Below are 21880 nucleotides of genomic sequence, written 5' to 3'. Positions count from 1 at the left end.
GCATGAAACGCAACCTCATCGGCGCCTGCGCCGCGCTGGCCGCTGCCGGCCTGACTGTCGGCACCACCGTCCAGGCCCAGGACGGCTCCTATCCCAATCGCCCGGTCATGCTGGTGGTGTCGGCGGCCGCCGGCGGCACCACCGACCTGGCGGCGCGCCTGATCTCCGAGCCGCTGTCGAAGGCGCTGGGCCAGTCGGTGGTGGTCGACAACAAGCCGGGCGGCAACGGCACCATCGCCGCGCAAGCCGTGCAGCGCGCCAAGGCTGACGGCTACACGCTGCTGGTGCAGTACTCGGGCTACCACGTGATCACGCCGCTGCTGACCAAAACGTCGTGGGACCCGGTCAAGGATTTCCAGCCCGTGGCCAACCTGCTGTCGGCGCCGCAGGTGCTGGTGGTGCGCCCGAGCCTGCCGGTGAAGTCGCTCAAGGAACTGGTGACCTACGCCAAGGCCAATCCGAACAAGCTCAACTACGCATCGTCGGGTAACGGGTCGCTGCAGCACGTGTCCACCGAACTGCTGAACCAGATGGCCGGCATCCAGATCACGCACGTGCCTTACAAGGGGACCGGCCCGGCCATGACCGACCTGCTGGGCGGCAACGTCGACATGACGATCACCACGCCGCCGCCGCTGATGGGCCATATCGCCGCCGGCAAGCTGCGCCCGCTGGTGGTGACGAGCAAGTCGCGCCTGGAAAGCCTCAAGGAGGTACCGTCGGCACCGGAAGCGGGCTACCCCGACCTGGATGTCTCGTCGTGGTTTGCCATGTACGCGCCGGCGGGCACGCCCAAGGCCGTGGTGGACAAGCTGACCACCGAGATCGAGAAGATCATGAAGACCGAGGCGTTCCGCAAGAAGGCCGAGGAACTTGGCGCCGAGGCGAAGTACATGAACCCGCAACAGCTCGACCAGTACCAGAAGGCCGAACTGCAGCGTTGGGCCAAGGTGATCAAGTCCGCCAACATCCACGCGGAATAAGCCGCCGGGCAGGGCAGGCCAGCGGATGGAAGGCCCGTGGCGGCGGCACGGCCGTCGCGGCTGCCTCATTGTGCCGACATTAGGTGTTGATCCCGATGCGGACACTGGCTGTGTCCGGTAGCATCGCCGGGAGCCGCTTGGGCGGCGTCCCGGCTTTCGTGCGTCGGCACGCGGCGCGCCCTCATCCAAACAGAAGCAGGAATCGGAAAAGGCAGGAGACCCCCATGTACAACAAACCTTTCTGGAAGCAGTTGCTGATTGCACTGGCGCTGTTCCTGGCCGGCTGGTTCACGTTCGGCAGCGCCTTCGCGCAGGGCAAGCCCGAGAAGCAGAAGGTGACCATCGCCGTGGGTGGCAAGAACCTGTTCTACTACCTGCCGCTGACGATTGCCGAGCGGCTGGGCTACTTCAAGGAAGAAGGACTCGACGTGGAGATCGTCGATTTCGCCGGTGGCGCCAAGGCGCTGCAGGCCGTGGTGGGCGGCAGCGCCGACGTGGTGTCGGGAGCCTACGAGCACACCATCAACCTGCAGGCCAAGGGCCAGCACTACCAGGAATTCGTGCTGCAGGGCCGCGCCCCGCAGATCGTGCTGGTGACGTCGAACAAGACCATGCCCAACTTCAAGTCGATTGCCGACCTGAAAGGCAAGAAGATCGGCGTGACCGCGCCGGGCTCGTCGACCAACATGATGGCCAATTTCGTGCTGGCCAAGGCCGGGCTGAAGCCGTCGGACGTGTCGTTCATCGGCGTGGGCGCGAGCGCCGGCGCGGTGGCCGCGATGCGCTCGGGGCAGATCGACGCCATGGCGAACCTGGACCCGGTGATCTCGATGCTGACGCAGAAGAACGAGGTCAAGATCGCCTCGGACACGCGCACCCTCAAGGAAACGCAGTCGGTGTTCGGCGGCAACATGCCGTCGGGCTGCCTGTATGCGTCGACGAAGTTCATCGAGCAGAACCCCAACACGACCCAGGCGCTGACCAACGCCATGGTGCGCGCACTGAAGTGGCTGCAGGCGGCCGGCCCGTCGGACATCGTCAAGACCGTGCCGGAGAGCTACCTCCTGGGCGACCGCGCGCTGTACCTGGCGGCCTGGGACAAGGTAAAGGAAGCGATCTCGCCGGACGGCCTGATGCCGGCCGACGGCCCCAAGACCGCGCTGAACACGCTGCAGCAGTTCGATCCCGACCTGAAGGGCAAGGCGATCAAGCTGGATGGCACTTTTACGAATTCGTTCGTGCAGAAAGCCAACGCCAAGTACAAGTGAGCATTGCGCCCCGTCCGGGGCGTCTTTCGTCGCCCGCCGCGCCCGCCCTGCATGGGCGCCCGGCGGGCGAAACGTTTCTCAGAGTCATGCCGTCATGAGCACGCCTGCACTTTCCCTTGAAAACGTGACCTGCACCTTCGTCTCGCGCGAAGACCGCTCGCAGCGGTATACCGCTGTGCGCGATGTCACGATGTCCATCCAGCCTGGCGAATTCCTTTCCGTGGTGGGGCCTACCGGCTGCGGCAAGTCCACGCTGCTGAATGTATCGGCCGGCCTGCTGGAGCCGTCCAGCGGCACCGTGCGTGTCTTCGGCGAGCCGTTGGCCGGCATCAATACCCGCGCCGGCTACATGTTCCAGGCGGAGGCACTGATGCCGTGGCGCAGCGCGCTGGACAACGTGATCGCCGGCCTGGAATTCCGTGGCGTTCCGCGCGCCGACGCCGTGGCGCAGGGCGAGGAATGGCTGCGCCGCGTGGGCCTGGGCGGGTTTGGCGACCGTTATCCGCACCAGCTGTCGGGCGGCATGCGCAAGCGCGTGAGCCTGGCGCAAACGCTGGTGATGGACCCCGACATCATCCTGATGGACGAGCCGTTCTCGGCGCTGGACATCCAGACCCGCCAGCTGATGGAAAACGAAGTGCTGGACCTGTGGGCCGCCAAGCGCAAGGCCGTGCTGTTCATCACCCACGACCTGGACGAGGCGATTGCGATGAGCGACCGCGTGGTGGTGCTGTCGGCCGGCCCGGGCACCCATCCAATTGGCGAATTTACGATCGACCTGCCGCGTCCGCGCGATGTGGCCGAGATCCGCAACCATCCGCGCTTCGTGGAACTGCACGCCGCCATCTGGGACGTGCTGCGCGAGGAAGTGCTCAAGGGCTACGCGCAGCAGCGCAAGGTGGCCTGATTTACCGGACCCGACAATAACAAGATCATGGCTTTTCGTGCTGATTCCAAAGGCATGCTGCGCGTCTGGCAGCTGCTGCTCCTGGTGGTGATCCTGGTCGTTTGGCACGTCGCCACGCGCTCGCAGGAGGTGGCGTTCTTCTTTGGCGAACCGTTGATGGTGGCGCAGCGGATCTGGAACTGGTTCGTCGTCGAACGCGATATCTATATCCATCTGGGCGTGACCCTGCTGGAAACCGTGCTGGCCTTTGGCATCGGCACCGTGGCCGGGCTGGGCGTGGGGCTGTGGCTGGCGCTGAGCCCGTTCACGTCAGCCGTGCTCGATCCCTACGTGAAGGCCGCCAACTCGATGCCGCGCGTGATCCTGGCGCCGATCTTCGCGGTCTGGTTCGGCCTCGGCATCTGGTCGAAGGTGGCGCTGGCCGTCACGCTGGTGTTCTTCATCGTGTTCTTCAACGTCTACCAGGGCGTGAAGGAAGTGAGCCCGGTGGTGCTGGCCAACGCCCGCATGCTGGGCGCCAACAAGCAGCAGCTGCTGCGCCATGTGTACCTGCCCAGCGCCACGAGCTGGGTGTTCTCGTCGCTGCATACGTCGGTGGGCCTGGCGTTCGTGGGGGCGGTGGTGGGCGAGTACCTGGGGTCCGCGCGCGGCGTCGGCTACCTGATCCTGCAGGCCGAGGGCACGTTCGACATCAACACGGTGTTTGCCGGCATCGTGGTCCTGACGGCCTTCGCGCTGGTGCTGGACTGGATGGTGACGGCGGGCGAAAAGCGCCTGATGAAGTGGCAGCCGCAGAGCGGCGAGACGGAGAAACTCTGATCGTTCGTTGAGGGTTTTCTCCCCTCTCCCGCGAGCGGGAGAAGGGAGCAAACCGGTCGGGCATTGCAGCTTTACGGGGTAATGACGATCTTCCCAGTCACCTTGCGCGCTTCCATGTCCTTGAGCGCCTGCGGGGCCTGTTCCAGCGGATACCGTGCCGAGATATGCGGACGGATCTTGCCTTCCTTCATCCAGCCGAGCATCTGGGCCATGTTGGCCTGGTTGGCCTTCGGCTCGCGCCGCGCGAAGTCGCCCCAGAACACGCCGACCAGCGACGCGCCCTTGAGCAGCGCCAGGTTCAGCGGAATCTTCGGAATTTCGCCATTGGCGAAGCCCACGACCAGATAGCGGCCCCGCCAGCCAATCGAACGGAAGGCCGGTTCCGCGTAGACGCCGCCCACCGGGTCGTAGATCACGTCCGGACCCTTGCCGTCGGTCAGCGCCTTGATGCGCTCGCGCAGGTCTTCGGTGGTGTAGTTGATCAAGGCGTCTGCGCCGTGTTCCTTGCAGACCGCCAGCTTTTCGTTGGTGGACGCCGCGGCGATCACGCGGGCGCCAATGGCCTTGCCGATTTCGATAGCCGCCAGGCCCACGCCGCCGGCTGCGCCCAGCACCAGCATGGTTTCGCCGGCCTTCAGCTCGCCGCGGTCCACCACGGCGTGGTGCGACGTGCCGTAGGTCAGCGTGAACGCGGCGGCCACGTCGAAGTCGATGCCGGGCGGCATCGGCACCACGGCCTTGGCCGGCGCGCGGGCCTGGGTGGCAAACGCGCCGTTGCCCAGATAGGCAATCACCTTGTCGCCGGGCTTCACATGCGTGACACCGGCGCCGACGGCATTGACCACCCCGGCCAGCTCCGAGCCGGGCGAAAACGGCAACTCGGGCTTGGCCTGGTATTTGTTCTGGATGATGAGCACATCCGGGAAGTTCACGCCGGCGGCCTTGACGTCGATGACGACTTCGCCGTCGCCGGGCACCAGGTCGGGCAGGGTTTCCAGCGCCAGCGAATCGGGCGGGCCCCAGGCTTTGCACAGTACGGCTTTCATTGTGTCTCCCATGTGTGATGTGGTCTTGCCGGTGCCGTGCCCGGCAGGAACGCCGGGGCGGCCGGGCACGACGCCGGGCAAGTGTAGCGCAAGAAAAGCACGATCGTTCTGCAGGAAAAAATCGCTGCATGTCGCCTATTCGGGCGCCGCATGGCGGCCGGCTGGCGGGGGCGCCGGCGCTGCATCTGTCCCGTTTCCGGTGCATCCGCGGTGCCGCCAGCGGCCTTTCGCTCAGGTACAATCGCGGCCATGCATATCCTTCTCGCCAACGATGACGGTTACCTTGCGCCGGGGCTCGCCGTCCTGCACGCAGCACTCGCGCCCCTGGCGCGCGTGACCGTGATCGCTCCGGAACAGAATCACAGCGGCGCGTCGAATTCTCTGACGCTGCAGCGCCCGCTTTCGGTGTACGAGGCGAAGGAAGGCGTGCAGAAGGGGTTCCGCTATATCAATGGTACGCCGACGGACTGCGTGCACGTGGCGCTGACCGGCCTGATGCAGGATCGGCCGGACCTGGTGGTGTCGGGCATCAACCAGGGCCAGAACATGGGCGAGGACGTGCTGTACTCCGGCACGGTCGCCGCGGCCATCGAGGGTTACCTGTTCGGCATCCCGTCGATCGCGTTCTCGCAGGTCAACCATGGCTGGGAGCATCTCGATGCGGCAGCGCGCGTGGCGCGCGAGATCGTCGAGAACGTGATTGCGCGTCCGCCGCGCGAACCGTTCCTGCTCAACGTCAATATTCCGAACCTGCCGTTCGAGCATATCCGCGGGCACCGCGCCACGCGCCTTGGCAAGCGCCATCCGTCGCAGCCGGTGATCCAGCAGGTGAACCCGCGCGGCGACCCCATTTACTGGATCGGCCCGGCCGGCGACGCGCGCGACGCCAGCGAGGGCACCGATTTCCATGCCACGGCCCATGGCTTCGTCTCGCTCACGCCGCTGCAGTTGGACCTGACGCATCGCGGCCAGCTCGCACAGATCGAACAGTGGCTGGGGTGAGCGTGTCATCGCCGCGCGCCCCTCAGGCGTTTTTTCGCGGTCGCCGCGCCGGTATGCTGCGCGGCGGCATCGTTTTTGTCCTTCCCCTGGTTCCAGCGCCGTATCCGAAATGAGTTCCACGCCGCGCCGCCCCCGCTTTCCGCTGCCGCTGGATGCGGTAGTCGAACGCAAGCCAGCGCCCGCGCGCACTGCCGGCATGCCGGCGGTGGGCAAGCGCGCGGCCGCACCGGCGCCTGCCACTGTAAAGCCCCGCAAGCCTGCCGCCCCGCCTGCCGCACCGCCCCCGCCGGGCAGTGCCGTGGAGGCGCGCGCGTCGGCGGCCACGGCTGGCGGCGGCGGCATGGCGTCGGACCGGGCCCGTGCCGCGCTGGCCGCGCGCCTGCGCGCCGGCGGCATCCGCGACGAGCGCGTGCTGGGCGCCATCGCCACGGTGCCGCGCCATCTGTTCATGGAGCCGGGGCTGGCCTCGCAGGCCTATGAGGACGCGGCGCTGCCGATCGGGCATCAGCAGACCATTTCCAAGCCTTCGGTCGTGTCGCGCATGATCGAGCTGCTGCGCGAGGGGCTGACCCCCGATCAGCCGCTGGCGCGCGTGCTCGAAATCGGCACCGGCTGCGGCTACCAGGCCGCGGTGCTGAGCCTGTGCGCGCAGGAAGTGTTCTCCATCGAGCGAATCCGTCCGCTACACGAACAAGCCAAGGCCAACCTGCGGCCGCTGCGCGTGCCGAATATCCGCCTGCATTACGGCGACGGCATGCTGGGCTTGCCGCAGGCCGCGCCGTTCTCGTCGATCATCCTTGCCGCGGCCGGCATGGAGGTGCCGCAGGCCCTGCTGGAACAACTGGCCATCGGCGGGCGTCTGATTGCGCCGGTGGTGACACCTGGCAACGGCGCGCCGGGTCAGACGGTGACGCAGCAACTGCTGCTGATCGAGCGCCTCAATCGGCATCGATTTCACAGGACCGCGCTTGAAGCCGTTTTCTTTGTGCCCTTAAAATCGGGCACCATCTGAGTCGAACTATGCACAACATCGTGAATCAGAAGAATTTCACACGAGTCGGACAACATCTGAGCATCCTGGCCTGCGCGGCGGTACTGGCCGCCTGCGCCAATTCGCCGATGCCGGCACCCGTGGTGGACCGTACGTCCGGCGGCACCCCCCAGACGGCCGCACCGCTCGAGCCGGCGCCTGCCGGATACTATCGGGTCAAGCGCGGCGATACCCTTTACCGAATCGCACTGGAAAATGGCCAGTCGTATCGCGACGTGGCGGCCTGGAACAACATGGCCAACGCGAACCAGATCGAGGTCGGCCAGCTGCTGCGCGTGGTGCCCCCGAGCGCCGACGTGAACGCCGCCCCGGGCGTGGCCACCGTGCCGGTGGCGCCGGGCACGGTGCAGTCGCAGCCGATCGACGCCACGCGGCCGGTGGGCACGCCGATGAGCGCATCTTCCGCCCCGGCGGCTACGCCCGCAGCGGCCGCCCCGGCCGCGGCCGCCGGCGCCAGCGCGGCAGCTGGCGCGTCGGCCCCGGCAGGCGACGTCCGCCTGGCCTGGCCGGCGAGCGGACAATTGATTGGTAAATTTGACGACAAAGGTAACAAAGGCATCGATATTGCTGGCAAGAAAGGCGATCCGGTGCTGGCTGCCGACGAGGGTAGGGTGATTCACGTAGGCCCCTTGCGCGGCTACGGGAATCTTGTCATCATCAAACACAACGACACGTATCTCACCGCTTACGGTCATAACGACAAGGTGCTGGTGGCAGAGCAGTCAACGGTCCGCAAGGGCCAGAAGATTGCCGAAATGGGTAACAGTGATACTGACAGGGTCAAGCTGCACTTCGAGGTTCGCAAGAACGGAAAACCGGTCGATCCGATGCGGTATCTACCGCCACAGTGAGGTTTCATGCCACGCCAGAAAACTGTTTCATCCGGAGTTGTCAGCAGGACCCGTCGTCCCAAGCAGCCGGAAGGACAGGCTGGTGTGGCAACCCGAGCCGCTGAAGGCGATGCCGAAGTATTCGAGGTCGAACTCGAACCCGCATCGGACATGGTGCCGGTGGCCGACGAGCCCATCGCGCCGGTGTCGCGCGGCAGCCTGCGCAACAATGGCGATCGGAATACCGACCGAAATACCGAACGCAACGCCGATCTGAGCGCCGACGACGCCGAGGACGAAGACGAGGAAGAAGACGAAGAGGAAGAGGCCGGCACCGAAGCCGCGCCGGAACCCGACGACTTCCGCACCGTCCTGCATACGGAACTGGCTGCCGACACGGTCCAGCACTACCTCAATCGCATCAGTATCAAGCCGCTGCTCTCGGCCCCGGAGGAACTGCATTTCTCCACGCTGGCCAAGGGCGGCGATTTTTCGGCCCGGCAGGTCATGATCGAGCGCAACCTGCGTCTCGTGGTGAGCATTGCCAAGGGCTACCTGAATCGCGGCGTGCCGCTGCTCGACCTGATCGAGGAAGGCAATCTCGGCCTGATGCACGCGATCGAGAAATTCGATCCTTCGCGCGGTTTCCGCTTTTCGACATATGCCACCTGGTGGATCCGCCAGAGCATCGAGCGCGCGATCATGAACCAGGCCCGCACCGTGCGGTTGCCGGTGCATGTGATTCGCGAACTCAACCAGGTCCTGCGCGCCAAGCGTCATCTTGAAAAAGGTGGCACCGACGGCCGCGACGCCAGCCTCGAGGACATCGCCCACCTGCTCGGCAAGACGCCGGACGAGGTGCAGGACGTGCTGGCACTCAATGAACATACCACCTCGCTGGATACGCCGTTCGATCTTGACCCGGGTTCGAGCCTGCTCGATTTCCTGTCGGACGAACATAACGCCGCGCCCGATCAGGAAGTGGCCCACCGCGAGCTGGAAAACCTGATGAAGCTCTGGCTGGCACGCCTGTCGGAGAAGCATCGCTATGTGGTGGAGCGCCGGTTCGGGCTCAACCACATCGAGCCGGCCACGCTCGAGGAGCTGGCCGAGGAAATGGGTCTGACGCGCGAGCGCGTGCGCCAGATCCAGCAGGAGGCGCTGGTCAAGCTCAAACGGCATTTCGCTTCGCAAGGTGTACGCAAGGACGCCGTTTTATGACCCCTGTGCTGGTATTCGACATCGAGACGATTCCCGATGTCGACGGCCTGCGCCGTTTGCATGACCATCCCGCATCGATGAGCGACGCCGAAGTCGCCGAGCATGCGTTTGCCGCCCGCCGGGAGAAGACCGGCTCCGACTTCCTGCCGCACTATCTGCAGCGCGTGGCCGCCATTTCGTGCGTGCTGCGCCGTACCCAGCGCGATGGTTCGGCGGTATTCCATGTCGGTTCGCTGGGCACGCTCGAGGATGGGGAAGCCACGCTGATCCAGAAGTTCTACGAACTGATTGCGCGCTACAGCCCGCAGCTGGTGTCGTGGAACGGGGGCGGTTTCGACCTGCCGGTGCTGCACTATCGCGGCCTGGTCCACGGCGTGGCCGCGCCACGCTACTGGGAGATGGGCGAGGGCCGCGACGACGACAGCCGCGATTTCAAGTGGAACAACTACATCAGCCGCTATCACATGCGGCACCTGGACCTGATGGACCTGCTGGCGATGTACCAGCCGCGGGCCAGCGCGCCGCTCGATGACCTGGCCAAGCTGTGCGGCTTTCCGGGCAAGATGGGCATGGACGGCAGCATGGTGTGGCAGGCGTTCCAGCAGGGCAAGCTGAACGAGATCCGCGACTATTGCGAGACCGACGTCGTCAACACGTACCTGATGTACTGCCGCTTCCAGCTGATGCGCGGCGGCCTGTCACCGCGCGAGTTCGACATGGAAGTGGCGCTGATCCAGGAATCGCTGGCCGAGCTGCCGGGCGCGCAGTGGATGGCGTACCTGCGCGCGTTCAAGCTGCAGCCGATGGCGCCCGAGGCCGAGGAAGACGACTGACGACTGCTGCGTCTGCGGCTGCGGGCGGCGGCGTCTTAGCGGCACTGGCCGTCAGCGGTTCAGGCTCAGGTGGATCGGCTGGTGGTCCGAGGCGTCGGTCTTGCCATTGACCTCGCAGCGCGTCACGTTGGCCAGCAGGTCTTCCGTCACAAACATGAAATCGCAGGCGAACGGTGGCTCCGGCCACTGCGCCTTGTCGTACAGCGCGCAGGTCGGCGCGTGCGACTGGCCTGGATGCATGTGGCACCAGGCATCTTTCCAGTTTACGGTGGCATCGGGGTAGGGCTCGATCATGCGCTGGTAGGCCACGTCATCGGGCTTGCTGTTGAAGTCGCCGCAGAGGATGGCCTCGGTCGGGCGTGGTTCGGGCGTGAACGGCCCGGGCTTTTTTTCCGACTTGCCGGGGCGCCGCGCGTGCTCGCAGGCCTCCACATGCCACTGGCGCAGGGCGTCCGCCTGCGCGGCGCGCTGCAGCTTCGAGTAGAACTCCAGGTGGGTGCTAATGACCCGAATCGGCCTGGCCCCGGCTTCCACGGTAACCTCCAGCGCGACGCGCGGCATCGATGCCACGTCGGGATCGGCCGGCCAGGGCAGGGCATGGCGGAAGATCTCGCGCACCGGCAGTCGCGTGGCCACGACATTGCCGAACTGGCGCGGCGTGCCGTCGCCATGGGTGCGGTCCACGCCCGGCGCGAAGATGACGCGATACCCGGGCAGCAGCGCCGTCAGTTCGGCCACCTGGTCGCGCTGCGGCTGGCCTGCCATGTCCGAAAAGCCGCGGGTGACCTCCTGCAGGCAGATGACGTCGGGATCGGTCATGTCGCGGATCGTGGAGACGATGCGGGCCAGGTCGACCTTGCCGTCGGCACCGCGTCCCCACTGGATGTTCCACGAAATCAGTTCCATCGTTTCCTCTTTCGGCGTTCGGACCTTCGTGACGGCGCGATGACTGGACTACAATCGCGCTTTCGCAAAACAATACGTCAGGTCCCTCCGGTGTCTCAAGCCGTCGAATCTTCCAAGCCCGAAATGGCGGGCAAGCCGGGTGCCGCGCCCGCCGCATCCGCGCCCCCCAGCGATCCCGTGGTCACTATTCATAGCCTCGACATGGAGGCGCGTGGCGTCGGCCGCCTGGAGAATAACGAGGACGGCACACCCGGCAAGGTGATCTTCGTCGAGGGCGCGCTGCCCGGCGAAACCGTTTCGTACAAGAGCTACCGCCGCAAGCCCAGCTACGAGCAGGCGCAGCTGGTGGAGGTCAAGCAGCCGTCCGTGATGCGCGTGGAGCCGGGCTGCCAGCACTTTGGCGTGTGCGGCGGCTGCTCGATGCAGCACCTTGACGCCCGGGCGCAACTGGCGATCAAGCAGCGCGTGCTGGAAGACAATCTCTGGCACCTGTCGAAAGTGAAGCCGGATGTGGTGTTCCGCCCGATCGCCGGCCCGGACTGGGGCTATCGTTACCGGGCCCGCCTGACCGTGCGCTACGTGGCCAAGAAGGGCGGTGTGCTGGTGGGATTCCACGAGCGCAAGAGCAGCTATGTGGCGGATATGACGCGCTGCGAAATCCTGCCGCCCCACGTTTCCGCGATGCTCGTGCCGTTGCGCGAACTGGTAACGGGGCTGTCGATCCGTGACCGCATGCCCCAGATCGAACTGGCCGTTGGCGCCGAAGTGACGGCGCTGGTGCTGCGCATCCTGGAGCCGCTGACCGATGCCGACAAGGACCTGCTGCGCGCATTTGCCGACAAGCACCAGGTGCAGTTCTGGCTGCAGCCCAAGGGCCCGGATACGGTCTATCCGTTCTATCCGGCCGAGCAGGAGCTGGCCTACACGCTGCCCGAATTCGGCATCCGCATGCCGTTCAAGCCCACCGACTTCACGCAGGTCAATCACCAGATCAACCGTGTCCTGATCGGCCGCGCGCTGCGCCTGCTCGATGCGCAGCCCACCGACCGGCTGCTTGACCTGTTCTGCGGCATCGGCAACTTCACGCTGCCGCTGGCCACGCAAGGTGCGTCGGTCATGGGGATCGAGGGCAGTGAAGCCCTGACCACGCGGGCGCTGGCCAACGCGGGGTACAACGGACTGGCCGACAAGACGTCGTTCGCCTGCCGCAACCTGTTCGAGGTGACTGCCGAGGATATCGCCGCGCTTGGCCGCTTCGACCGCTGGCTGGTGGACCCGCCGCGCGAAGGTGCGCTGGCCGTCTGCAAGGCGCTGGGCGAACTGCATCAGGCCGGCAGCGACGTGCTGCCCAGGCGCATCGTCTATGTGTCGTGCAGCCCGGCCACGCTGGCACGCGATGCCGGCCTGCTGGTGCACGAGGCCGGTTATCGCCTGGCGGGGGCAGGCGTGGTGAACATGTTCCCGCATACGTCGCACGTGGAGTCGATCGCCGTATTCGAGCGCGACTGACGCGAGTGAAGGGCGCGGCCGAAGCCGGCGGCGCACAAAAAAATAGCCGCCCTTGGGCGGCTATTTTCATGATGGCGGGGCGACTCAGTCGCGGTTGCCGCCAAAGATACCCAGCAGCGCCAGCAGGTTCACGAAGACGTTGTACACGTCCAGGTAGATGGCCAGCGTGGCGGTGATGTAGTTGGTCTCGCCGCCATTTACCACGCGCTGCACGTCAATCAGGATGAAGATCGAGAAGATCGCGATGGCGATGACCGACAGCGTGATCATCAGGGCCGGCATCTGCAGCCAGATGTTGGCAATGCTGGCCAGGATCAGCAGCACGACGCCGACGAACAGGAACTTGGCCAGGCCCGAGAAATCGCGCTTGCTGACCGTGGCGATCGTGGCCATGACGCCAAATACCGCCGCAGTGCCGCCGAAGGCGTACATGATCAGCGCCGGGCCGTTCGAGTACGACAGCGTCAGGCTGAGAATGCGCGCCAGCATCAGGCCCATGAAGAACGTGAAGGCCAGCAGCAGGACCACGCCCATGCTGCTGTTCTTGGTCTTCTCGATCGCGAACATGAAACCGAACGCGACGGCCAGGAACAGCAGGGCCGACATGCCGGGGCTGCCGGCGACCAGGCCGGCGAATCCGGCAGCCACGCCGATCCATGCGCCCAGCACGGTCGGGATCATCGAGATGGCCAGCAGCCAGTAGGTATTGCGTAGGACCCGGTTGCGGACGGCAACGTCGGTGACGCCCGCAGCACTATTGCCGAATCCGTAAGTATTCAGCTTGTCGTTCATCGTGACTCCTGTCTTCAGTTCCATGTGAGGCGCCGGAGCAACCCGACGGCACAGCGCCAATGTGGCATCGCGCCTGCGGATTTGCAAGGGGCTTTGTCCACACAACCACCCTTGTCATTAGTTGTTTTCCGAAAACGCAAACATTTGACGAAGGGTTTGCGCTGCCGTTCCCACATTTCACGAATGTAATGTGATTTATAAATAACAATAAGTGCGGCAACAGCGCACACCGCAAGTATCGTCGAGGCCATTGGCGCGCGTGCTCGAATCCGCCATGCGGTCGTGCTAGAATTGCACGTTTAATCCATTTGTAACCCCTTCATTTTTCGGAGTTTTTCATGGCGATCGAACGCACCCTGTCGATTATCAAGCCGGATGCCGTGGCCAAGAACGTTATCGGCCAGATCTACGCCCGTTTCGAGGCCGCTGGCCTGAAGATCGTTGCTGCCAAGATGGTTCACCTGTCGCGCGGTGAAGCCGAGCAGTTCTACGCCGTGCACAAGGCACGCCCGTTCTTCAAGGATCTGGTGGACTTCATGGTGTCGGGCCCGGTCATGATCCAGGCTCTGGAAGGCGAGAACGCCATCGCCAAGCACCGCGACCTGATGGGCGCCACCGACCCGAAGAAGGCCGAAAAGGGCACGATCCGCGCCGATTTCGCCGACAGCATCGACGCCAACGCCGTGCACGGCTCGGACGCCGCTGAAACGGCTGCCGTGGAAGTGGCTTTCTTCTTCCCGGGCATGAACGTTTACAGCCGCTGATTGTCTTCTGACACTCACGACTGAACCTGTAGTCAAGCTGGAAACTGCCGTCATGAACGATCTCGTCAACCTGCTCGACCTCGACGCGGACGCGCTCACCGCCTATTGCGGCGAGCTCGGCGAGAAGCCGTTCCGTGCGCGGCAGCTGCAACGCTGGATCCACCAGTTCGGTGCCAGCCGCTTCGACGCCATGTCGGATCTCGCCAAGTCGCTGCGCGAAAAGCTCGCGACGCGGGCCGAGATCCGGTCGCCTGCCATCATCACCGACAACCTGTCGGCTGACGGCACGCGCAAATGGCTGCTCGATGTCGGCGCCGGCAACGCGGTGGAGACGGTCTACATCCCCGAGGACACGCGCGGTACGCTGTGCGTGTCGTCGCAGGCGGGGTGCGCCGTCAACTGCCGGTTCTGTTCCACCGGCAAGCAGGGTTTTTCCCGCAACCTGACGACCGGCGAAATCATTGGCCAGCTGTGGATGGCCGAATTCGCCATGCGTGCCCAGCTGGGCCGGGGTCCGAAGGACGACCGTGTCATCTCCAACGTGGTGATGATGGGCATGGGCGAGCCGCTGCTGAATTACGATGCCGTCGTGCCGGCCATGCGGCTGATGCTCGACGACAACGCATACGGGCTGTCGCGCCGCCGCGTGACGCTGTCCACGTCCGGCGTGGTGCCGATGATGGACCGCCTGTCCAGGGATCTGCCCGTGGCGCTGGCCGTGTCGCTGCATGCGTCGAACGATGCGCTGCGCGACGTGCTTGTGCCGCTGAACCGCAAGTATCCGCTGGCCGACCTGATGGCGGCCTGCCGCCGCTACCTGGAATTCGCGCCGCGCGATTTCATTACTTTCGAATACTGCATGCTCGACGGCGTCAACGACACCGTCGAACATGCGCGGGAACTGCTGAAGCTTGCGGCCGACGTGCCCTGCAAGTTCAACCTGATCCCGTTCAACCCGTTCCCGGAATCGGGCCTGAAGCGATCGAACAACGATCAGATCCGCCGCTTCGCCCAGGTGTTGATGGATGCGGGCATCGTTACGACGATTCGCAAGACCCGGGGCGACGACATCGACGCCGCCTGCGGGCAACTGGCCGGCGAGGTCATGGATCGTACCCGTTTGGCCGAGCGCGGCAAGTTCGGCAAAATCACGCCACTGGTTCCGGTGGGTGCCGGAACCGCTCGGGAGGTCCGTCCTGCATGATTCGTCTGCTTGTCGCTGCCCTGTCAGGGCTGTTGATGCTGTCTGCCTGCACGCTGCCCACCGGGCCCCAGCAGGACATCAAGACCGCTTCCGACCAGACCGCCGCTGACAAGCGTGCGTCGCTCCGGCTGCGCCTGGCCACGCAGTATCTTGAGGCGCGCCAGTATCCGGTGGCGCTCGACGAGGTCAAGCAGGCCATCAGTATCGATCCGTCGAACGCCGACGCCTATCACGTGCGTGCTCTGGCCTACATGGGCATGAACGAGAACGCGCTGGCCGAGGACAGCTTCCGCACTGCGCTGAACATGCGGGCGAACGATCCGGATGTGCTGAACAACTATGGCTGGTTCCTGTGCCAGACCAACCGCTACGCCGAGGGCAAGGCCACGCTGCAACGCGCGGTGCAGACCCCTTCGATGAACGGTCCGGTCAAGCCGCTGACCAACCTCGGCATATGCGAGATGCGCAACGGCAACATGGCCGAGGCCGAAAAAAATCTGCAAACGGCCTACGGATATGACCGTAACGATCCGTCAGTGCTCATGAATCTCGCGCAACTGTATTTCCAGCGCGGGGACATGGGACAAGCCCGGCAATTTGCCGGCCGCGTCAACGCGAGCCGCTTTGCCAGCGCGCAATCCCTCTGGCTGGGTGCGCGCATTGCCCACCGCCAGGGCGATACCCAGACGCAGGGCGCGATGGTCGCGGAACTGCGTAACCGTTTCCCCGATTCGCGCGAGCTGACCGCATACGAGAGAGGAGCTTGGGATGAATGAAGAAGAGCGCGCCGGTAGCCAGGCAGCAACGCACGTTGCCGGCGGCGCGACAGACTCCGACCGCGAGGCAGTGGCCCGCGAGATCGGGGCGCAACTGAAAGAGGGTCGCGAGGCGCAACGCCTGTCGCTGGAGGATGTCGGGGCACGCCTGAAGGTGGCGCCCAACAAGCTCATGGCGATCGAGGCGGGCGACGTGTCGAGCCTGATGGACGTGACGTTTGCCAAGGGCGTGATGCGCGCCTACGCGCGCACGCTCCAGATCGATATCGACGCGCTGCTTGGCCAGTATCACGCGCGGGCGCAGGCCACGCCGGTGACTGGCATCACGCGCCGCCATGAAGGCGCGCTGAACCAGGCGTTCGACGACCGCAAGCGTTTTGGCAGCAAGAGCACCGGCGGCGCCGGGGGCCGGTGGATCTGGCTGGTTTGCGTGCTGGCACTGGTGGCAGTGGGCGTTTATTTCGGCTACGACCACGCCAAGGCATGGTTCGATGCACACAGCAAGGCCGCGGCGGAAGCCCCGGCAATCGAAAAGCCGGCCGAGAAGGTCTCGGAGGAAGGCAGCGCGCAGAGCAACGGCGACGGCACCGTGACCGCGGCCTTGCCGCCGGTGATGGCTGGCAACGATTCGCCGGCACCGTCCGAGGCCGCCCCCGCCGACGCGACGGCCAAGGCAGAACCGGCCGCGCCGGCAACCAAGGCTGCCCCGGCCCCCGCGACGGCGGCCCCCGCCCAGGCCCCGGTTGCCACCACGACCGCTGGCATGCCGCTGGCAACGGGCGGCGCCGTGAATTTGACACCGGACGCGCCCGCGAAGCCGGCCGCGCCGGCCGCTGCGGCCCCGGCCGTCGCGGCGCCCGCTGCCGCCGCAGCACCCGCTTCGACGGCGTCCGGCGATGGCGCGGTGCAGATCCGCTTTGCCTCCGACACCTGGTACGAGGTGCGTGATCGCACCGGCAAGGTGATCCTCGGTGGCACGGCCAAGGGCGGCGACGCCGTGGCTGGCAGCGGCCAGGGTGGCCCGTACAAGGTCATTCTCGGCAACGTAAAGGGCGTGGAGTCGCTGGCGCACAATGGCTCGCCGGTGAACTTCAAGTCCGCCGACCGGAACAATGTGGCGCGCCTGACCTTGCAGTAATGCGGCCGGGCAGCGCAATCAGTCATGCCATTTGAAGGTGGTAACGCAATGCACCAGAATGCTTCCCACCCGGTGATTCCGGGTCCGCTGCCGCGCCGCGTGTCGCGCCAGGCCAGCGTCGTGTGGGGCGACAATATCGTGACGATCGGCGGGGGCGCGCCCGTGCGCATCCAGTCGATGACCAATACGGACACTGTCGATGCGATCGGCACTGCCATCCAGATCAAGGATCTGGCGCGTGCAGGCTCCGAGATCGTCCGGATTACCGTCAATACGCCGGAAGCCGCGGCGGCCGTGCCGGCCGTCCGCGAGCAGCTGGACCGCATGGGCGTGAACGTGCCGCTGGTGGGTGACTTCCACTACAACGGCCATACGCTGCTGCACGACTATCCCGAGTGCGCACAGGCGCTGTCGAAGTATCGGATCAACCCGGGCAACGTGGGCAAGGGCGCCAAGCGCGACAAGCAGTTCGCCGAGATGATCGAGATGGCGTGCCGCTACAACAAGCCGGTGCGCATCGGCGTGAACTGGGGCAGCCTGGACCAGGACCTGCTCGCCCGGATCATGGATGAGAACGCCGGGCGCGCCGAGCCGTGGCCGGCGCAGAGCGTGATGGTCGAGGCCCTGATCACCTCGGCGATCGAGTCGGCGCAGAAGGCCGAGGAAATCGGCCTGGCCGGTAACCAGATCATCCTGTCGTGCAAGGTTTCGCAGGTGCAGGAGCTGGTGGCGGTGTACCGCGAGCTGGCGCGCCGCTGCGAATATGCGCTGCATCTGGGCCTGACCGAGGCCGGCATGGGCAGCAAGGGCATCGTGGCCTCGACGGCCGCGCTGTCGGTGCTGCTGCAGGAAGGCATCGGCGACACGATTCGTATTTCGCTGACGCCGGAACCGGGTGCCGCGCGCGAGAAGGAAGTTTACGTCGGCCAGGAAATCCTGCAGACGATGGGCCTGCGCAACTTCACCCCGATGGTGATCGCGTGCCCGGGTTGCGGCCGTACCACGAGCACGACGTTCCAGGAACTGGCGGCCAGCATCCAGGGTTATCTGCGCGAGCAGATGCCGGTCTGGAAGAACGAGTTCCCGGGCGTGGAAGAGATGGACGTGGCCGTGATGGGCTGCATCGTCAACGGCCCCGGCGAGAGCAAGCACGCCAATATCGGCATTTCGCTGCCCGGCTCGGGCGAATCGCCGGCGGCGCCGGTGTTCGTCGACGGCGTGAAGGTCAAGACGCTGCGCGGCGAGAACATCGCCCAGGAATTCCAGGCGATCGTGGACGAGTACGTCCGCTCGCACTACGGCCCGAATGCCACGCAGGCAAAGCAGGGCGCGGTGGCCTGAGCGCAGGGGCGCCAGGTCAGCATCGGTATCACGAAGAGAACAATGAGCGAAGACAAGACGAAGGCCGACAAGGCACTGCAGGGCGTGAAGGGCATGAACGACATGCTGCCCGCCGACGCCCCGCTGTGGGAAATGTTTGAGAACGCCGCGCGCAGCATGCTGCGTGCCTATGGCTATCAGCAGATCCGTACGCCGATCGTCGAGCATACGCAGCTCTTCGTGCGCGGTATCGGCGAGGTGACCGACATCGTCGAGAAGGAAATGTATTCCTTCACCGACGCCCTGAACGGCGAGAACCTGACGCTGCGTCCGGAGGGCACCGCGGCGGCCGTGCGTGCCACCATCGAGCACAATCTGCTGTACGACGGCCCGAAGCGCCTGTGGTACACCGGCCCGATGTTCCGTCACGAGAAGCCGCAGCGTGGCCGTTATCGCCAGTTCCACCAGCTTGGCGCCGAGGCGCTGGGCTTTGCCGGCCCGGATGTGGATGCGGAAATCATCCTGATGTGCCAGCGCCTGTGGGACGACCTGGGCCTGGTCGGCGTCCGCCTGGAGCTGAATTCGCTGGGCCAGGCACACGAGCGTGCCGCGCACCGCGAGGAGCTGATCAAGTACCTGGAAGGCTTCAAGGACATCCTCGACGAGGATGGCAAGCGCCGCCTGTACACCAATCCGCTGCGCGTGCTGGATACCAAGAATCCGGCGCTGCAGGACATGGCGGCCAACGCGCCGAAGCTGATCGACTTCCTGGGCGAGGAATCGCTGGCGCACTTCGACGGCGTCCAGCGGATCTTGAAGGCGAACAATATCCCCTTCAAGATCAATCCGCGCCTGGTGCGTGGTCTGGACTACTACAACCTGACCGTGTTCGAGTGGATCACCGACAAGCTCGGCGCCCAGGGCACGATCGCCGGCGGTGGCCGCTACGATCCGCTGATCCAGCAGATGGGTGGCAAGCCCGCGCCGGCCTGCGGCTGGGCGATGGGTATCGAGCGCATCATCGAACTGCTGCGCGAGGAAAAGCTGGTGCCGGAATCGCAAGGCTGCGACGTGTATATGGTCCACCAGGGCCAGGCCGCGAGCGAGCAGGCGATGATTGCGGGCGAGCGCCTGCGCGACGCGGGCCTGGACGTGGTCTTCCATGCCACGCCCGACGGCAAGAGCGGCAGCTTCAAGTCGCAGATGAAGCGCGCGGACGCAAGTGGCGCATCCTTTGCCGTTATCATTGGCGAGGACGAAATCGCCGCCGGCACGGTGCAGGTCAAGCAGCTGCGCGGCGGCAATGCAGCCGAAGGCGGCCCGCAGACCAGCGTGCCGGCCGAGAACGTTGTCGACTTCATCATCGACAGGATGGTCGACGAAATCGAATCGGACGACGAGGACGACGAGCAATAAGCACGCCGTCGGAATCGCGCCGCACGGCCGCTGTCCTGTCAGGAAGCGGCCGTGTCAATTTCAACCAACGCGGGTAACTGCCTCGACATGGCTTACGATCTAGAAGAACAGGAACAGCTTGAGAGCCTCAAGGCCTGGTGGAAACAGTACGGCAATGCCGTCACCTGGGCGCTGATTGTCGCCTTGCTGGCGTTCGCGGGCTGGTCCGGCTGGAACTACTGGCAGCGCAAGCAGGCCGGCGACGCGGCGGTGCTGTACGAGCAGGTGACCAAGGCCGCCGAGGCGCGCGACGCCGAGCGCGTCAAGCGCGCGGCTACCGATCTGGAAGACAAGTTCGGCCGCACCGCCTATGGTCCGATGAGCGCGCTGACGGCAGCCAAGGTGCTGTACGACGCGGGCGACCTGGCCGGCGCCAAGACGCAGCTGCAGTGGGCCATCGACCATGGTGGCGACGACTACGCGCCGCTGGCGCGCGTGCGTCTGGCCGGCGTGCTGCTCGACGAGAAGGCCTACGACCAGGGCCTGGCGCTGCTCAAGGATGCGCCTGCGCAGTACGAGGCACTGTTCGCTGATCGCCGTGGCGATCTGCTGGCCGCCCAGGACAAGCGCGACGAGGCACGTACCGCCTACCGCCGCGCGCTGGAAAAGCTCGGCGCGAGCGAAGGCGGCATGCGCCAGATCATCCAGTTCAAGCTCGACGCGCTGGGCACCGCGTGAGCGGACCGCGGACCCTTTCAAAAAATACAGGATCGCATCCTATGACGTCATTGCTTCGCACAGCCGCAACCCGTACGCTCGTGGCCGGCACCTGCCTGGGCCTGCTGACGGGCTGCTCGCTGTTCAGCAAGGAAAACAAGCACCCGCCCACCGAACTGAAGCCGATTTCGGCCACGCTGTCGGTCAAGCAGGCCTGGAAGGCCGACGTGGGCAAGAGCGGCCCGTACGTCATGGCCCCGGTGGCAGCTGGCGATGTGGTGTTCGTGTCGGGCAAGAGCGGCGCGGTGATGGCGATCAATGCCACCAGCGGCCAGACGCTCTGGAAGGCCAAGACCGATCTCGACCTGACTTCGGGTCCGGGTTCGGACGGCGACACGACCGCCGTGGCCGCAGAGAAGGGCGCGATCTACGCGTTCGACAAGAGCGGCAAGCAGATCTGGAAGAAGCAGGTCAACGGCGAGGTCCTGTCGGCACCGCTGGTCGGCAACGGCCTGGTGGTGGTGCGTACCACCGACACCCGCATCATCGGACTGGATGCCGGCACCGGCGACCGCCGCTGGATCTACCAGCGTTCGCAGTCGCCGCTGAACCTGCGTGCCGCGATGGGCATGGTGTATGCCGGTGACGGCATCGTCACGGGTTTCCCGGGTGGCAAGCTTGGCGTGCTGGCGCCGGGCAATGGCGTGCTGCGCTGGGAAAGCACGGTGTCGTATCCGAAGGGCGTGTCCGAGATCGAGCGCCTGAACGATGTGACGGGCATGCCGGCCGTGATGGGCCGCCAGGTCTGCGCCACCACGTTCCAGGGCCGCATCGCCTGCCTGGAACTGGCCAACGGCCAGCCGCAGTGGGGCAAGGACTTCTCGTCGCCGATGGGCCTGACGCAGGACGACAGCTCGCTGTTCGCCAGCGACGAGACGTCGGCGGTGTTCTCGTTCGATCGCCAGAACGGCAACGAGCGCTGGAAGAATACGGACCTGCGCTACCGCAGCCTCGGCGCCCCGGCGTCCATCGGCCGTTCGGTGGTCGTGGGCGACTATGAAGGATTTGTCCACTTCCTGTCGCGCGAGGATGGCACCATCCTGGCGCGCATGAAGACGGACGGCAGTGCGGTCAGCGCGGCACCGGTGATTGCCGGCCAGACGCTGGTGGTGCAGACCCGTGACGGCGACGTCTACGGCTTCGTACCGAACTGATCGGCTGATTGCCAGGGGCGCCAGCGATGGCGCCAGAATAAAAGCGTGCCTGCGCACGCAAGGCCGCCCATGCCCCTGTCGCATGGGTGGCGCCAATCCGGTAGCATGATCCCTGGTCGTGCCAACATAGCGGACTGGAACAGCGGTTCCATATCCGCCCCGACAGGAAAAGCGGCCAGCCGTGG

General features: G+C 65.5%; 21 protein-coding genes. 18 read left to right on the top strand and 3 right to left on the bottom strand.

Features of this window, described 5'->3' with window-relative positions; translation table 11 throughout:
* Positions 1 to 2 precede the first annotated feature (2 nt).
* From AC3FJ6_RS00890 to AC3FJ6_RS00875, 4 genes are all read left to right on the top strand, one after another.
* Positions 3 to 983, top strand: coding sequence for a Bug family tripartite tricarboxylate transporter substrate binding protein (locus AC3FJ6_RS00890; protein WP_488770365.1), 981 nt, complete (start codon positions 3 to 5; stop codon positions 981 to 983).
* A gap of 224 nt (positions 984 to 1207) precedes the next feature.
* Positions 1208 to 2251 (top strand): ABC transporter substrate-binding protein, encoded by a 1044-nt coding sequence (locus AC3FJ6_RS00885; protein WP_400394631.1) that lies wholly within the window; start codon positions 1208 to 1210, stop codon positions 2249 to 2251.
* A 94-nt stretch (positions 2252 to 2345) separates the two neighbouring features.
* On the top strand, positions 2346 to 3158 hold the full coding sequence (locus tag AC3FJ6_RS00880; RefSeq protein ID WP_488770364.1) for an ABC transporter ATP-binding protein: 813 nt from the start codon (positions 2346 to 2348) through the stop codon (positions 3156 to 3158).
* Positions 3159 to 3185: 27 nt separating this feature from the next.
* Complete coding sequence (locus tag AC3FJ6_RS00875; RefSeq protein WP_488770363.1) at positions 3186 to 3977, top strand: ABC transporter permease; 792 nt, start codon at positions 3186 to 3188, stop codon at positions 3975 to 3977.
* A gap of 71 nt (positions 3978 to 4048) precedes the next feature.
* Here the strand turns inward: AC3FJ6_RS00875 and AC3FJ6_RS00870 are convergent, their stop codons facing one another.
* Positions 4049 to 5023 carry an NADPH:quinone oxidoreductase family protein gene (locus tag AC3FJ6_RS00870; protein WP_488770362.1) on the bottom strand — a complete coding sequence of 325 codons (975 nt, stop codon included), beginning with the start codon at positions 5021 to 5023 and terminating at the stop codon, positions 4049 to 4051.
* A gap of 249 nt (positions 5024 to 5272) precedes the next feature.
* On the opposite strand from AC3FJ6_RS00870, the gene surE reads away from it, so the two are divergent.
* The 5 genes from surE (at position 5273) to AC3FJ6_RS00845 (ending at position 9960) form a co-directional block, all read left to right on the top strand.
* Positions 5273 to 6025 (top strand): 5'/3'-nucleotidase SurE, encoded by a 753-nt coding sequence (surE, locus tag AC3FJ6_RS00865; protein ID WP_488770361.1) that lies wholly within the window; start codon positions 5273 to 5275, stop codon positions 6023 to 6025.
* Between the two features lie 109 nt (positions 6026 to 6134).
* On the top strand, positions 6135 to 7037 hold the full coding sequence (locus AC3FJ6_RS00860; RefSeq protein ID WP_092594117.1) for a protein-L-isoaspartate(D-aspartate) O-methyltransferase: 903 nt from the start codon (positions 6135 to 6137) through the stop codon (positions 7035 to 7037).
* An 8-nt stretch (positions 7038 to 7045) separates the two neighbouring features.
* Positions 7046 to 7927, top strand: a complete 882-nt coding sequence (locus tag AC3FJ6_RS00855; protein ID WP_488770360.1) for a peptidoglycan DD-metalloendopeptidase family protein — start codon at positions 7046 to 7048, stop codon at positions 7925 to 7927.
* A 6-nt stretch (positions 7928 to 7933) separates the two neighbouring features.
* Positions 7934 to 9127 carry an RNA polymerase sigma factor RpoS gene (gene rpoS / locus AC3FJ6_RS00850; protein ID WP_488770359.1) on the top strand — a complete coding sequence of 398 codons (1194 nt, stop codon included), beginning with the start codon at positions 7934 to 7936 and terminating at the stop codon, positions 9125 to 9127.
* Positions 9124 to 9960 (top strand): 3'-5' exonuclease, encoded by an 837-nt coding sequence (locus AC3FJ6_RS00845; protein ID WP_153945283.1) that lies wholly within the window; start codon positions 9124 to 9126, stop codon positions 9958 to 9960. The genes rpoS and AC3FJ6_RS00845 overlap by 4 nt, the downstream gene beginning before the upstream one ends.
* 51 nt (positions 9961 to 10011) lie before the next feature.
* Here AC3FJ6_RS00845 and AC3FJ6_RS00840 read toward each other — a convergent pair whose 3' ends face one another.
* Entirely contained in the window at positions 10012 to 10866 is an 855-nt protein-coding gene (locus tag AC3FJ6_RS00840) for an endonuclease/exonuclease/phosphatase family protein (RefSeq protein ID WP_488770358.1), read from the bottom strand.
* A 123-nt stretch (positions 10867 to 10989) separates the two neighbouring features.
* Between AC3FJ6_RS00840 and rlmD the strand changes: the two genes are divergently transcribed.
* Positions 10990 to 12375 carry a 23S rRNA (uracil(1939)-C(5))-methyltransferase RlmD gene (gene rlmD, locus AC3FJ6_RS00835; RefSeq protein WP_488770764.1) on the top strand — a complete coding sequence of 462 codons (1386 nt, stop codon included), beginning with the start codon at positions 10990 to 10992 and terminating at the stop codon, positions 12373 to 12375.
* An 84-nt stretch (positions 12376 to 12459) separates the two neighbouring features.
* Here the strand turns inward: rlmD and AC3FJ6_RS00830 are convergent, their stop codons facing one another.
* The gene (locus AC3FJ6_RS00830; RefSeq protein ID WP_153945281.1) at positions 12460 to 13167 is read right to left on the bottom strand and encodes a Bax inhibitor-1/YccA family protein; all 708 of its coding nucleotides are present in this window, start codon (positions 13165 to 13167) and stop codon (positions 12460 to 12462) included.
* 338 nt (positions 13168 to 13505) lie between these two features.
* On the opposite strand from AC3FJ6_RS00830, the gene ndk reads away from it, so the two are divergent.
* From ndk to bamB, 8 genes are all read left to right on the top strand, one after another.
* Complete coding sequence (gene ndk / locus AC3FJ6_RS00825; RefSeq protein WP_092594111.1) at positions 13506 to 13931, top strand: nucleoside-diphosphate kinase; 426 nt, start codon at positions 13506 to 13508, stop codon at positions 13929 to 13931.
* Positions 13932 to 13983: 52 nt separating this feature from the next.
* Positions 13984 to 15135: a dual-specificity RNA methyltransferase RlmN gene (gene rlmN / locus AC3FJ6_RS00820; protein ID WP_488770357.1), complete on the top strand. Its 1152-nt coding sequence runs from the start codon at positions 13984 to 13986 to the stop codon at positions 15133 to 15135.
* On the top strand, positions 15132 to 15911 hold the full coding sequence (gene pilW / locus AC3FJ6_RS00815) for a type IV pilus biogenesis/stability protein PilW (RefSeq protein ID WP_488770356.1): 780 nt from the start codon (positions 15132 to 15134) through the stop codon (positions 15909 to 15911). The genes rlmN and pilW overlap by 4 nt, the downstream gene beginning before the upstream one ends.
* Entirely contained in the window at positions 15904 to 17049 is a 1146-nt protein-coding gene (locus tag AC3FJ6_RS00810; protein WP_488770355.1) for a RodZ domain-containing protein, read from the top strand. Before pilW ends, AC3FJ6_RS00810 begins: the two co-directional genes overlap by 8 nt.
* A gap of 48 nt (positions 17050 to 17097) precedes the next feature.
* Complete coding sequence (gene ispG / locus AC3FJ6_RS00805) at positions 17098 to 18390, top strand: flavodoxin-dependent (E)-4-hydroxy-3-methylbut-2-enyl-diphosphate synthase (RefSeq protein WP_488770354.1); 1293 nt, start codon at positions 17098 to 17100, stop codon at positions 18388 to 18390.
* A gap of 42 nt (positions 18391 to 18432) precedes the next feature.
* Positions 18433 to 19785: a histidine--tRNA ligase gene (hisS, locus tag AC3FJ6_RS00800; protein ID WP_488770353.1), complete on the top strand. Its 1353-nt coding sequence runs from the start codon at positions 18433 to 18435 to the stop codon at positions 19783 to 19785.
* Positions 19786 to 19872: 87 nt separating this feature from the next.
* Positions 19873 to 20502, top strand: coding sequence for a YfgM family protein (locus AC3FJ6_RS00795; protein WP_066733811.1), 630 nt, complete (start codon positions 19873 to 19875; stop codon positions 20500 to 20502).
* Positions 20503 to 20543: 41 nt separating this feature from the next.
* A complete protein-coding gene (bamB, locus tag AC3FJ6_RS00790; protein ID WP_488770352.1) occupies positions 20544 to 21695 on the top strand; it encodes an outer membrane protein assembly factor BamB in 1152 nt (383 codons plus the stop codon).
* Positions 21696 to 21880: the final 185 nt, after the last annotated feature.

This window comes from Cupriavidus sp. 94F1, assembly GCF_057798875.1.
The sequence above is the reverse complement of the archived record's forward strand: the minus strand, read 5'-3'. Positions and strand labels throughout refer to the sequence as shown.

Excerpts from the sequence above, each read along its gene's own strand:
- AC3FJ6_RS00890 (WP_488770365.1), top strand. The coding sequence starts at position 3 with ATGAAACGCAACCTCATCGGCGCCTGCGCCGCGCTGGCCGCTGCCGGC.
- AC3FJ6_RS00885 (WP_400394631.1), top strand. The coding sequence starts at position 1,208 with ATGTACAACAAACCTTTCTGGAAGCAGTTGCTGATTGCACTGGCGCTG.
- AC3FJ6_RS00880 (WP_488770364.1), top strand. The coding sequence starts at position 2,346 with ATGAGCACGCCTGCACTTTCCCTTGAAAACGTGACCTGCACCTTCGTC.
- AC3FJ6_RS00875 (WP_488770363.1), top strand. The coding sequence starts at position 3,186 with ATGGCTTTTCGTGCTGATTCCAAAGGCATGCTGCGCGTCTGGCAGCTG.
- AC3FJ6_RS00870 (WP_488770362.1), bottom strand. The coding sequence starts at position 5,023 with ATGAAAGCCGTACTGTGCAAAGCCTGGGGCCCGCCCGATTCGCTGGCG.
- surE (WP_488770361.1), top strand. The coding sequence starts at position 5,273 with ATGCATATCCTTCTCGCCAACGATGACGGTTACCTTGCGCCGGGGCTC.
- AC3FJ6_RS00860 (WP_092594117.1), top strand. The coding sequence starts at position 6,135 with ATGAGTTCCACGCCGCGCCGCCCCCGCTTTCCGCTGCCGCTGGATGCG.
- AC3FJ6_RS00855 (WP_488770360.1), top strand. The coding sequence starts at position 7,046 with ATGCACAACATCGTGAATCAGAAGAATTTCACACGAGTCGGACAACAT.
- rpoS (WP_488770359.1), top strand. The coding sequence starts at position 7,934 with ATGCCACGCCAGAAAACTGTTTCATCCGGAGTTGTCAGCAGGACCCGT.
- AC3FJ6_RS00845 (WP_153945283.1), top strand. The coding sequence starts at position 9,124 with ATGACCCCTGTGCTGGTATTCGACATCGAGACGATTCCCGATGTCGAC.
- AC3FJ6_RS00840 (WP_488770358.1), bottom strand. The coding sequence starts at position 10,866 with ATGGAACTGATTTCGTGGAACATCCAGTGGGGACGCGGTGCCGACGGC.
- rlmD (WP_488770764.1), top strand. The coding sequence starts at position 10,990 with ATGGCGGGCAAGCCGGGTGCCGCGCCCGCCGCATCCGCGCCCCCCAGC.
- AC3FJ6_RS00830 (WP_153945281.1), bottom strand. The coding sequence starts at position 13,167 with ATGAACGACAAGCTGAATACTTACGGATTCGGCAATAGTGCTGCGGGC.
- ndk (WP_092594111.1), top strand. The coding sequence starts at position 13,506 with ATGGCGATCGAACGCACCCTGTCGATTATCAAGCCGGATGCCGTGGCC.
- rlmN (WP_488770357.1), top strand. The coding sequence starts at position 13,984 with ATGAACGATCTCGTCAACCTGCTCGACCTCGACGCGGACGCGCTCACC.
- pilW (WP_488770356.1), top strand. The coding sequence starts at position 15,132 with ATGATTCGTCTGCTTGTCGCTGCCCTGTCAGGGCTGTTGATGCTGTCT.
- AC3FJ6_RS00810 (WP_488770355.1), top strand. The coding sequence starts at position 15,904 with ATGAATGAAGAAGAGCGCGCCGGTAGCCAGGCAGCAACGCACGTTGCC.
- ispG (WP_488770354.1), top strand. The coding sequence starts at position 17,098 with ATGCACCAGAATGCTTCCCACCCGGTGATTCCGGGTCCGCTGCCGCGC.
- hisS (WP_488770353.1), top strand. The coding sequence starts at position 18,433 with ATGAGCGAAGACAAGACGAAGGCCGACAAGGCACTGCAGGGCGTGAAG.
- AC3FJ6_RS00795 (WP_066733811.1), top strand. The coding sequence starts at position 19,873 with ATGGCTTACGATCTAGAAGAACAGGAACAGCTTGAGAGCCTCAAGGCC.
- bamB (WP_488770352.1), top strand. The coding sequence starts at position 20,544 with ATGACGTCATTGCTTCGCACAGCCGCAACCCGTACGCTCGTGGCCGGC.